Origin of the sequence: Nocardia miyunensis NBRC 108239 (genome assembly GCF_001613065.1) — a bacterium.
Taxonomy (GTDB): Bacteria; Actinomycetota; Actinomycetes; order Mycobacteriales; family Mycobacteriaceae; genus Nocardia; species Nocardia miyunensis.
The window spans coordinates 46129-57058 of sequence record NZ_BDBQ01000101.1 but is presented as its reverse complement, the minus strand read 5'-3'; the positions used below and the strand labels follow the sequence as shown (position 1 = coordinate 57058).

Here is a 10930-nt window from a genome sequence, read left to right as displayed (position 1 = left end):
GTTCACCGATGCCAACGGACTGCGGCTGGGCGACGACGTACGCCTGTACGGGGTCCAGGTCGGCAAGGTCGGCGACGTCACGCTGGACGGGGCCCTCGCGCGGGTGCGCTTCACCGTCAAGCGCGGCCACCCGCTGTTCACCAATACCAAGATCGCCGTGCGTTATCAGAACCTCACCGGATTCCGCTACCTGGACATCGAACAGCCCGATCAGCCTGGCGCACACCGCGATACGAAGACCGTCTTCGACACCGCGGATACGATCCCAGCCTTCGACATCACGACATTGTTCAACGGGTTGCAACCGGTTCTGGCCAAGATGACAGCAGGTGATCTCAATCAATTCGCGGCCGGCATGCTCGCGGTCATCCAGGGCGACGGCAGCGGTTTGGGCCCCGCGCTCGGCGCGATCGACAAGTTGAGCCGCTACGCGTCCGATCGCCAGGCGGTGCTGTCCACGCTGGTGAACAATTTCGCCGAGGTCTCCCAGCATCTGGCCGGTAAATCCGGCAATGCGATGAAACTGATGACCAATCTGACGGATCTGTTCGTCACCATCACCGATAAGCTGCCCGGCCTGATCCAATTCGCCATCGATATCCCGCCCGTGCTGCGCCCGCTGGTCGACATGCTCAGGGTGCTCGGCGTCACCGGTCAGAGCAACCAGGACCTCGACGCGCTGCTACGCCGGACCCTGCCCGATCCGCACCAGGCCACCGCGGTACTCGGACGGCTGCCCGGACTCATCCAGACCATGGCCGCGACCATTCCCCCGACCGGTCCCGGCGCGAAGATGACCTGCTCGCACGGTGTCGCGGTCGCCCCGGCGCCGATCGCGGCGCTCATCGCCGGACAGAGGATCACGCTGTGCCACCGATGACATCCAGAGCGCGAATGCTCTTGCGCCCCAGCACTGTTCGAACCGCACTCAGCGGCGCCGGCCGCGATCTGAGGTGGGGTATCGCGGGAATCGGCGCGGTGATCCTCCTGATCGTGGCCATCGGCGTGATCGACATCGTCGGCACCACCCCGGCCCGCACCTACACCGCCGAGGTGACCGACGCCCAATCCGTGCGGACCGGCGACGACGTGCGCATCGCCGGGATCCCCGTGGGGAAGGTGACTTCGGTGGCCCTGCTGCGCGATCGGGTCCGGATGAAGTTCACCGTCCAGAACGGTGTCTTCCTCGGGGATCAGACCACGCTCGGCATTCGCATGCTGACGATCGTCGGCGGATATTACGTCGCGGTGGAGCCCGCGGGAACCCAGCCGCTCGGGTCGAAGGTGATTCCCGCACAGCGAGTCATCCTGCCCTACAACCTGACTCAGGCGTTCCAGGACGCGATCACCCCGATCCAGAACGCCGACGGCGATGTCATCCGCCAGGATCTCGCCGCGCTGAGCTCCTCGGTGAACGCGAGCCCGGATGCGCTGCGCGTCGCCATCCGGGCGGCCGGCGATCTGACCGGGATCATGGACAGGCAGAACGCGGACATTTCGCGGACCCTGTCGATGGCCGACGAGTACCTCACTGCCCTGAACAAGAATGCCGATGTCCTGGTGCGGCTGCTCACCACCTTCCGCACCCTCGAGGTGCTCGTCGCGAACAACCGTGACCAGCTCAATCAGGCGCTGCACTGGCTCGCGGAGGTGGTGCAGGATTTCAGCCCGTTCGGACGGGCCTGGGACAGATCGCTGAAAGCGCGCGCACAACCGCTCGCCGACGCCATCCCCAAGCTTCAGGAACTCGGCGGCAAAATGAATGCCCTGCTGGATTCGCTGCGCACACTCGAGCAACGCCTCGTTCCGTTCACCCAGTCCGGCAACGGTGTGACGGTGGACCAGTCCGCGGCGACGACCACCGACATCTGCGTGCCGATTCCCGGAGGGGGATGCTGATGCTGGCCAAGATTCTGGGCTCACGCGGTCTGATGTCCGCCGCCGTGATCGTCGTGCTGGTGCTCGTGGCGGGCATCGGGCTCGAACTCACCAAATCCGGTCCGGGCGAACGCAGTTACTGCGCCGACATGCCCGACAGCATCGGCCTGTACAAGGACAGCGCGGTCACCATCATGGGCGTGCAGGTCGGCAAGGTGACCAGCATCGAACCCGACGGGCCCGCTGCCCGTGTGCGTTTCACCGTCCGGTCCGATCGCACGCTGCCCCCGGACGTGGGCGCGGTGACGGTCAGCAACACCCTGATCGCCGATCGGAACCTGGCGCTGATCGGTGACGAGCCCGCCTCGGGCCCGGGCTGGAATCCGGGCCGGTGCATCACCAAAACCCTGACACCCAAAAGTCTTTCGCAGACTTTCGACGCGCTGGCCACGCTGTCCGATCAGCTCGACGCGGCGAAGGATCCCGCGCAACGCGACGCGGTGGGCTCCGGTCTCGACGCGCTCGATCGCGCCACCTCCGGTTCCGGCCAGCAGATCAACTCCCTTGTCCTGCAACTGAGCCGGGCGCTGAACTCGCCCGATGCCGCGATCGGGCACATCGGCAAGCTCCTGGACGATCTGACCGAGCTCTCGCACCGGGCCCGAAACGGCTGGCCGAAGGTGCAGGCCACACTCACACCATTGGCCCAGACCTTCAGCGATATCAACACTCTCGCCTTTCCGCCGGTGATCCAGATGGTCGCCGGGCTCACCGATGTGCTGCCCCAGCTCAACGATGTCATCATGATGTTCGGCACCCCCGCGCTGCGGGCACTGGACTCGATTCCCAATCTCGCGCAACTGATCTCCGCCGGGGTGGGGTCGCTGGCCGAGATCATCCGCATGGCTCCGGGCATCGCCAGCGGTTTCGCCGGTGCGATCGACCCGGTCAGCGGTCAGTTCACGATCGGCTACGCGCCGCCGAAACTCGCTCTGCCGCAACAGAACACCGCCCAGCTGTGCGCGGCGATGCAGTCGGTCACCGGGCAGCGATGTCAGACGGCAGCCAACGGGTCGGTGACCCTCCCTTCCCTGCCCGCGCTACTGGCGGCGGCGAGCACGAAATGAGACGACCCACCCTGCCCGTCCGGCGGATCGCCGCGCACACACTGCTCGCCGCCACCCTCGCGGTAGCGTGCGGCGGATGCGATTTCCAACCGGCCGACATTCCCGTTCCCGGAACGGGTGTCGGCGGCCCGACCTATCATCTGCGGATCGAATTCGCCGATGTGCTCAACCTCCCGCAGGGCGCGAAGATCATCGCCGACGGCGTGCGGGTGGGGCAGCTGACACACGTCACCCTCGTCGATCCCGTTGCGGCAAAGGCGAATCGGCCAGCGCGCAAGGGATACGTGATCGCCGATGTCGACATCAGCTCCACGGTGCGACTGCCGGTCGGCACCACCGCGGAACTACAGCAGGAGACTCCGCTGGGCGACGTGCACATCCAGCTCACCGAACCGACCGGTGCACACACCGGGACCACGACGTCCGATGCGACGATCCGCCCGGATACCACGATCCCGCTGACCGACACCAAACAGTCACCGCCGATCGAGGACATCCTGGCCCGGCTGGCCACCTTCGTCGGCAGCGGCGCGATCACCGACATCCAGGCCATCGTGCACAAGATGAACGGCATCCTTCCCCGCGAGCCCAGGGAGACGGCGCGGATCGCCGCAACCCTAGGCTTCGATCTGGGTGATCTGGCCGACCACACCAACTCGATCCACGAGGTCGTCAACGGGATCGGGTCCACCGTCGATGACGGCCTGCTGAAGAACACCCCGACCCTGGATCCCCTGCTCACCTCCGAAGGGGTGCAGCACACCACCGATGTGATGAACGCCGAGATCGGCGTCATCTTCGTGCTCACCGCCCTCGGCCCGATGGCGGTGAGCACGAAATGGCTGGGGCCGGTTGTCGGTTCGCTCGACAACTCCGTGCACGCGCTGGTGCCCATGCTGTTCGGCGCTCACCCTCTCGACTCCGGATCGCCGTCCAACTACGCGAAGCTGGTCGATCTGATCCAGAACAAGCTCATCCCCTTCGTCGATAGGGGTCCCAAGCTCGACATGGTCGGCGTGAATGTGCGCCCGGCTCCCCCGGCGATGTCGCCGGACGAGCAGACCGGCCGCATCATCGACACCCTGCGCATGATCGGAGTGGTCCGATGAATCTCCGTGCGACAGTGTCGCTTTCCGCGATCGCCGCGGTACTGGTGCTGGGCATCGCCTATATGACGGTGGGCGTGCTGCATCTGGATCCGCGGCGCGGCTACTTCAACGCCGATATGCAGCTGGACAATTCCGGCGGGCTCGGCGCGAATTCGCCCGTGCTGTACGACGGCGTGCAGGTCGGCCGCACCCAGACGGTGAGCAAACAGGCCACCGGGGTACTCGTGCGCCTGCGGATCGACGACCGCTATCACATCCCCGCGTCGAGTGCCGTGCGCATCGAGCAGCTCTCCGCGCTCGGCGAGCCGTACATCGAGTTCGCGCCGACCACCGGCGACGGCCCGTACCTGCGCGACGGCCAGGTGATCGCGGCCGATCGGATCCACATGCCGATGACCATCACCGCGCTCTCGGCGCGACTGGTGCAACTGATGGATCAGCTTCACCCCGAGTCGGTTTCGCATCTGGTCGGCACCTTCGACACCGCGCTCTCGGGCACCGACGCGGCCATGCAGACATTGCAGCGGTCCACCGATCTGCTCGCGGCCACGCTGCTGAGCCGGACCCCCGCGGTCCGCCGGTTATTCAGCGATATGCAGGCGATGGGCGGCGACATGGCCTGGGTCGGACCGTCGCTGGCCGCGGCCGGACCGCAATTGGGCTTGTTCGGCACGTCGCTGACCAAGATCGTCGAGTCCGGCTCGGTTCTGGCCGGCAGACGTCCCCTGCAGGACTATTTCACCGGAACCGGGCTGGTGCCGTTCCTGAACGATCTGAACGCGCTGATGCAGAAGATCGGTCCCGGCATCGCGCCGCTCGCGCCCGTACTGCAACCCGTGGTGAACGGCGCGGTCGCCCGTGCGCCCCGGATCGATATCAGCGCGCTGATCAGCCAGGCGCTACAGGGCACCGACCCCGACGGGACATTGCACTTCCGGATAAAGCTCAAGTAGCCGTCCGGACATCACCAACGCCGGCCCGGCAGAAGGAGATCACCATGGGCACCGCGACAGACGACAAGATCGACGAGACGGTTCCGGCCGACGCGAAGAAGGAGCCCGCCGAACCTCGGGAGCCCCGCACCCTGGCCATCCGATTGTCGACCGTGCTGACCACATCGGTGATCGTCGCCCTGCTGGTCGTGGCGATCGTGTTCGGGTGGCTGTACTTCTCGGCGCGCTCGACCATCTCGGACACCAATGCCCGCGCGGCCGATGACGAACACGCCGAGAACATCGCCTCGAAGTACGCGGTCGGCGCGTCCACCATCGACTACCACGACGTCAAGGGGTGGATCGGGCGGCTGAAGGACGGTACGAGCCCGCAGCTGTCGGCCAAATTCGACGCCACCGCACCGCAATTGGAGCAGATCCTGCTGCCGTTGCAGTGGACCTCCAAGGCCGCGCCGCTGTCCGCGTCGGTGACCTCCGAATCCGGCGGGATCTACAAGGTGAACGCCTACCTCAACGTCAATTCGACCAGTGCGCAGACCTCAGACGGCGCACAGACCACGGTGACCTACTCGCTGACGATCGATCGCGATTCCGGCTGGAAGATCACCGATGTGGGCGGCCTGGAGAACGCGCTGCCCACCAAGTGACGGCCGTACCGCGGTGGTGCGCCCAGGGCTGGCGGGCGCGCCACCGCCGTACGGCCGTACGGCTCAGCGGCGTGCGATGACGCCGGGCCGGCCGATCAGCGGCAGATCGAGCGTCGTGCGGATGCCCGGTTCGGCCGCCACGACCGCCGGAATCGCGTTCACGATGCGTCCGGCGGCCGCGACGATCGCGGCGTGGTTGTGGTCGCCCTTGCGGCTGGTCGGGCAGATGTCCACGAGATAGTTCGGCTCACCGGCGATTTCGACCCGGTAGGACCCGCCCGCCTGGGCCGGCTGCGGCCAGTCCGGGCACAGGTCCTCGCGCAACCGGGTGATGTGCTCGACGACGATGACCGGTGCGTCACCGACCATCCCGCGCACCCGGAAACGCAGCGCCGCCAGGCCGCCCTCCGGAATCCGCCCGGCCGCGACATCGAACGCCTCGGGCGCGGGGATCCGCTCGTATTCCTCTGTGATGGAATCGATCTCGACGCCCAGGCCCGCCGCCAGCTGCCGGATCGCCGGCCCCCACGCGACGCTCAGCACACCGGGTTGCAGCAGCATCGGCACCTCGTCCAGCGGTTTGCCGAAGCCCATCACGTCGAACATGACGATCGCCCCGTCGTAGGTGGCGTAGTCGGCGATCTCCGAACAGCGCACCTGTTCCACGGTCTGGCAGGTGCCCGCAAGGGCCAGCGGCAGCAGATCGTTCGCGAATCCCGGATCGACGCCGGTGACGAACAGGCTGACGTTCCCCTCCTTGGCCGCCGCCTGCACCGGGTCGATGTACTTGCCCGGCAGCACCTGCCACGGATACATCAACAGTCCGGGCGCGGAACCGACGATGTTCACGCCCGCGGACAGGATCTTGCAGCAGTCCGCGATCGCCTCTTGGATCCGGGTATCGCCCATCGCGCAGTACACGACGCATTCGGGTTCGGTGGCCAGCAGGGCGTCGATCGAGTCGACCGCGCTGACTCCGGTCGAGACATCCAGTCCGGCAAGGGTTCCGGCGTCCTTGCCCACCTTCTCCGGCGTGGACACCCACACCCCGGTCAGCTCGTAGTGTGGACTCTCGATCAGTCCGGCCAGGGCGAGCCGGCCGACGTTGCCGGTACCGATGTGAGCGACGCGGATGGGCATGTATCTCTCCTCAGGGGCAGGTGGCCGCGGGGTGGCTACACCGCTGGCCAGAGTCCGATCAGTTTTCCGGACAGTAGTCTGGAACAGGTTCCAATTTGTATGTTAGCGTGGCCGCCATGGGACGTGTAGACGGCAAAGTTGCACTCATCAGCGGCGGCGCTCGAGGAATGGGCGCGGCGCACGCGCGATTGTTGGTGGCCGAGGGAGCGCGCGTCGTCATCGGCGACATCCTCGACGACGAAGGTAAGGCCCTGGCCGAATCACTCGGCGCGGCAGCACGTTTCGTCCACCTCGACGTGGCCGATCCCGACGCGTGGGAGGCCGCGGTCGCGCTCGCGCAGCAGGAGTTCGGCCTGCTGAACGTGCTGGTGAACAATGCCGGGATCGTCAACGGCGGTCCGCTGCAGAAGTTCGACATCGATAAGTGGCGACGCATCCTGGATGTGAACCTGACCGGCACGTTCCTGGGTATGCGCGCGGTTGTCGAGCCGATGATCGCCGCGGGCGGCGGATCCATCGTCAATGTCTCCTCCATCGAGGGTCTGCGCGGCGCGCCCTGGGCGCACGGCTACGTCGCCTCGAAGTGGGGCGTGCGCGGTCTGGCGAAATCCGCGGCGCTCGAGCTGGCTCCGCACAAGATCCGGGTGAACTCCCTGCACCCCGGCCTGATCCGGACGCCGATGACCGAGAACATCCCCGACGATCTGGTGACCATCCCGCTGGGCCGCCCCGCGCAGCCCGAGGAGGTCGCCACCTTCGTGCTGTTCCTGGCCAGCGACGAGTCCTCCTATGCCACGGGTTCGGAGTTCGTCGTCGACGGTGGCCTGGTCACCGCGGTTCCACACAAGGTCTGAGCGCGCCGCGCCGGAGACTACGATGACCTTCGCGGTACCCGATTCCGCTCTCACAGCATGGGAAAGGTGGTGACGATGACCGAGACCGTACGCGGTGTCATCGCACGCTCAACCGGAGCGCCAGTAGAACTGGTGGATATCGTCATACCCGACCCCGGACCGCACGAGGTAGTCGTGCGCGTGCAGGCGTGCGGCGTCTGCCATACGGATCTGACCTATCGGGAGGGCGGTATCAACGACGAGTTCCCGTTCCTGCTCGGCCATGAGGCCGCGGGGATCGTGGAGCGCGTCGGCGACGAGGTCACCCACGTCGAGCTCGGCGATTTCGTCATCCTGAACTGGCGTGCGGTGTGCGGTCGCTGCCGCGCGTGCCGCCGCGGCCGTCCCTGGTACTGCTTCGACACCTTCAATGCCGAGCAGAAGATGACGCTCACCGACGGCACCGAACTCACCCCGGCACTGGGTATCGGCGCGTTCGCCGACAAGACCCTGGTGCACGAAGGCCAGTGCACCGTAGTGGATTCCGCGACCGATCCCGCCGTCGCGGGTCTGCTCGGCTGCGGTGTCATGGCGGGCCTCGGCGCGGCGATGAACACCGGCAACGTCGGGCGCGGCGACAGCGTGGCCGTCATCGGCTGCGGCGGCGTCGGCGCGGCGGCCATCGCGGGCGCACGCCTCGCGGGCGCGACCACGATCATCGCCGTCGACCGCGACAAGGCCAAGCTGAGCACCGCCGTCCAGCTCGGCGCGACGCACACCGTGGCCGCGGCCACGGAGGACGCGGTCGAGCGAATTCAGGAGCTCACCGGAGGTTTCGGCGCGGACGTGGTGATCGACGCGGTCGGGCGGCCGGAGACCTGGAAGCAGGCGTTCTACGCCCGCGACCTGGCCGGGACCGTGGTTCTGGTGGGCGTGCCGACCCCCGATATGCAACTCGAGATGCCACTGCTGGACTTCTTCTCGCACGGCGGCTCGCTGAAGTCCTCCTGGTACGGCGACTGCCTGCCCGAACGCGATTTCCCGACGCTGATCGAACTGTACCGGCAGGGCCGCCTGCCGCTGGAGGCGTTCGTCTCCGAGCGGGTCGGCCTGGACGCGGTCGAGGCGGCCTTCACCACCATGAAGTCCGGTAAGGTGCTGCGCTCGGTGGTCATGCTGTGAGTTCCGGCGCGCGCATCCAAAAGGTCGTCACCGCAGGCACTTTCGAGCTGGACGGGGGCAGCTGGGACGTCGAGAACAACATCTGGATCGTCGGGGACGACAGCGAGGTCGTCATCGTCGACGCCGCGCACGATCCGGCTCCGATCCTCGCGGCGGTCGGCGATCGCACCGTGCGGGCCATCGTGTGCACGCACGGGCACAACGACCACATCGGCGCGGCCCAGCGGCTCTCGCAGGAGACCGGCGCGCAGATCCTGCTGCACCCCGGCGACGAGATGCTGTGGCGGGTGGTGTATCCCGAACAGGATTTCGGCCCACTCTCCGATGGACAGCGAATTCCGGTGGCGGGCACCGATATCCAGGTCGTGCACACCCCCGGGCACTCCCCTGGCTCGATCTGCCTGTGGGCGCCCGAGCTGGAGACGTTGTTCAGCGGTGACACCCTCTTCCAGGGCGGGCCCGGAGCCACGGGACGGTCCTTCTCCGACTTCCCGACCATCATCGGCTCCATCCGCGACAAGCTGTTCACCCTGCCCGAGTCGACGACCGTGCGGACCGGGCACGGCGGTTCGACCGAATTGGGCGCCGAGAGCCCGCATCTGGCGGAGTGGATCGCCCGCGGACACTGATTTGCGCACCGCCACAACGTATCTCGCATACAACGAAACGGGGCCCGAGCGAAATTCTCGCTCGGGCCCCGTTTTCGTCGTCGCTCATGCGTACTTGACTTCCCAGTGCTTGATGCCGTTGATCCAGCCCGAGCGCAGCCGCTCGGGCTCGGCGATCTGACTCAGGTCCGGCATGATGTCCGCGAGCGCGTTGAACATCAGGTCGATCTCCAGGCGGGCCAGGTTCGCGCCGACGCAGTAGTGCGGTCCGGTGCCGCCGAAGGCCAGATGCGGATTGGGGTCGCGCAGGATGTCGAAGCGGAACGGCTCGTCGAACGCGTCGGAGTCGAAATTGGCTGAGCCGTAGAACAATCCGACGCGCTGCCCCTTGCGGATCAGCTGGCCGCCGAGTTCGGTGTCCTCGGTGGCGGTGCGCTGGAATACCGTCACCGGCGTGGCCCACCGGACGATCTCGTCGGGTGCGGTGCGCGGGCGCTCTTTCTTGTACAGCTCCCACTGGTCAGGGTTGTCGACAAACGCCTTCATCCCGTGCGTGATGGCGTTGCGGGTGGTCTCGTTGCCCGCCACCGCCAGCAGGATGACGAAGAAACCGAATTCTTCCGAAGCCAGGGCCTCACCGTCGACGTCGGCGTGCACGAGCTGGCTCACGATATCGTCCAGGGCGTTCGCACGCCGCTGCTCGGCCATGTTCCAGGAGTAGCCCAGGATTTCCATCGAGGCGTTGGCCGCGGAATCGGTGGTGCTGGTGTCGCCGTATTCCGGATCGTCGTAATTGAGCATCTGATTGGACCACGCGAACAGCTTGCCGCGATCCTCCTGCGGCACGCCGAGCAACTCGGCGATGGCCTGCAACGGCAGCTCGCAGGCGACCTGTTCGACGAAGTCCCCGCTGCCCTGCTGCTTGGCCGCCTGCACGATCTGCGTGGCCCGCTCGGCCAGTGCGGCGCGCAGCGCCTCCACCGCGCGCGGGGTGAATCCCTTGGAGACGATCCGGCGGACCTTGGTGTGCTTGGGCGGGTCCATGTTGACCAGCAGCGCGCGGGTCACCTCGATCTGCTCGGCGGTGACCACACCGGGCAGCCGGATGATCGCGCCCTTGTCCTGGGAGGAGAACAGCTCGGGTTTGCGGGAGACCTCCTTGATGTCCTCGTGCCGGCTCACCACCCAGTACCCGCCGTCGTGGAAACCGCCGGACTGTTCGTCGGATTGGGCATTCCACCACACGGGCGCGGTGCGGCGGAGTTCGGCGAACTCCTGGACCGGATTTCGGGTCTCCCACAGTGCGGGATCGGTGAAATCGAATCCCGCGGGTAGCGAGGGCGCGGACACTGCTGCCTCCTGGAGGGTCGACGTCGTCGTGGACCGGAATGCGCCCGCGTCGGCATCCGCCGCCGGGCGTTGATCTTCACCGCCGAGGGCGGTAGGAAAGCTT

Annotated in this window: 11 protein-coding genes; 9 read left to right on the top strand and 2 right to left on the bottom strand. The window is 66.8% G+C overall.

Going from position 1 to position 10930, the window contains the following annotated elements; translation table 11 throughout:
- From NM2_RS38935 to NM2_RS38910, 6 genes are all read left to right on the top strand, one after another.
- On the top strand, window positions 1–880 hold an 880-nt coding region (locus NM2_RS38935), incomplete at its 5' end, for an MlaD family protein (protein ID WP_067680302.1).
- Complete coding sequence (locus NM2_RS38930; protein ID WP_245718431.1) at window positions 877–1899, top strand: MlaD family protein; 1023 nt, start codon at window positions 877–879, stop codon at window positions 1897–1899. The genes NM2_RS38935 and NM2_RS38930, both read left to right, overlap by 4 nt.
- Window positions 1899–3005, top strand: coding sequence for an MlaD family protein (locus tag NM2_RS38925; RefSeq protein ID WP_084532016.1), 1107 nt, complete (start codon window positions 1899–1901; stop codon window positions 3003–3005). Before NM2_RS38930 ends, NM2_RS38925 begins: the two co-directional genes overlap by 1 nt.
- Entirely contained in the window at window positions 3002–4114 is a 1113-nt protein-coding gene (locus NM2_RS38920) for an MlaD family protein (protein ID WP_067680293.1), read from the top strand. Before NM2_RS38925 ends, NM2_RS38920 begins: the two co-directional genes overlap by 4 nt.
- Entirely contained in the window at window positions 4111–5067 is a 957-nt protein-coding gene (locus tag NM2_RS38915; RefSeq protein WP_067680290.1) for an MlaD family protein, read from the top strand. The genes NM2_RS38920 and NM2_RS38915 overlap by 4 nt, the downstream gene beginning before the upstream one ends.
- A 44-nt stretch (window positions 5068–5111) precedes the next feature.
- On the top strand, window positions 5112–5714 hold the full coding sequence (locus NM2_RS38910) for a hypothetical protein (protein ID WP_245718430.1): 603 nt from the start codon (window positions 5112–5114) through the stop codon (window positions 5712–5714).
- A 63-nt stretch (window positions 5715–5777) separates the two neighbouring features.
- Here NM2_RS38910 and NM2_RS38905 read toward each other — a convergent pair whose 3' ends face one another.
- The gene (locus tag NM2_RS38905) at window positions 5778–6854 is read right to left on the bottom strand and encodes an NAD(P)H-dependent amine dehydrogenase family protein (RefSeq protein ID WP_067680287.1); all 1077 of its coding nucleotides are present in this window, start codon (window positions 6852–6854) and stop codon (window positions 5778–5780) included.
- A 116-nt stretch (window positions 6855–6970) separates the two neighbouring features.
- Between NM2_RS38905 and NM2_RS38900 the strand changes: the two genes are divergently transcribed.
- The 3 genes from NM2_RS38900 to NM2_RS38890 all read left to right on the top strand — a co-directional run bounded on the left by NM2_RS38900 (window position 6971) and on the right by NM2_RS38890 (window position 9498).
- The gene (locus NM2_RS38900) at window positions 6971–7708 is read left to right on the top strand and encodes a glucose 1-dehydrogenase (RefSeq protein ID WP_067680284.1); all 738 of its coding nucleotides are present in this window, start codon (window positions 6971–6973) and stop codon (window positions 7706–7708) included.
- Window positions 7709–7783: 75 nt separating this feature from the next.
- The gene (locus NM2_RS38895) at window positions 7784–8869 is read left to right on the top strand and encodes an S-(hydroxymethyl)mycothiol dehydrogenase (RefSeq protein WP_067680330.1); all 1086 of its coding nucleotides are present in this window, start codon (window positions 7784–7786) and stop codon (window positions 8867–8869) included.
- On the top strand, window positions 8866–9498 hold the full coding sequence (locus NM2_RS38890; protein ID WP_067680282.1) for an MBL fold metallo-hydrolase: 633 nt from the start codon (window positions 8866–8868) through the stop codon (window positions 9496–9498). Before NM2_RS38895 ends, NM2_RS38890 begins: the two co-directional genes overlap by 4 nt.
- 84 nt (window positions 9499–9582) lie before the next feature.
- Here NM2_RS38890 and NM2_RS38885 read toward each other — a convergent pair whose 3' ends face one another.
- Complete coding sequence (locus NM2_RS38885) at window positions 9583–10827, bottom strand: cytochrome P450 (RefSeq protein WP_067680279.1); 1245 nt, start codon at window positions 10825–10827, stop codon at window positions 9583–9585.
- Window positions 10828–10930: the final 103 nt, after the last annotated feature.

Bases quoted from the DNA above. Each gene is read 5' to 3' on its own strand.
- NM2_RS38900 (WP_067680284.1), top strand. From the start codon at position 6,971: ATGGGACGTGTAGACGGCAAAGTTGCACTCATCAGCGGCGGCGCTCGA.
- NM2_RS38915 (WP_067680290.1), top strand. From the start codon at position 4,111: ATGAATCTCCGTGCGACAGTGTCGCTTTCCGCGATCGCCGCGGTACTG.
- NM2_RS38910 (WP_245718430.1), top strand. From the start codon at position 5,112: ATGGGCACCGCGACAGACGACAAGATCGACGAGACGGTTCCGGCCGAC.
- NM2_RS38905 (WP_067680287.1), bottom strand. From the start codon at position 6,854: ATGCCCATCCGCGTCGCTCACATCGGTACCGGCAACGTCGGCCGGCTC.
- NM2_RS38930 (WP_245718431.1), top strand. From the start codon at position 877: ATGACATCCAGAGCGCGAATGCTCTTGCGCCCCAGCACTGTTCGAACC.
- NM2_RS38920 (WP_067680293.1), top strand. From the start codon at position 3,002: ATGAGACGACCCACCCTGCCCGTCCGGCGGATCGCCGCGCACACACTG.
- NM2_RS38895 (WP_067680330.1), top strand. From the start codon at position 7,784: ATGACCGAGACCGTACGCGGTGTCATCGCACGCTCAACCGGAGCGCCA.
- NM2_RS38925 (WP_084532016.1), top strand. From the start codon at position 1,899: ATGCTGGCCAAGATTCTGGGCTCACGCGGTCTGATGTCCGCCGCCGTG.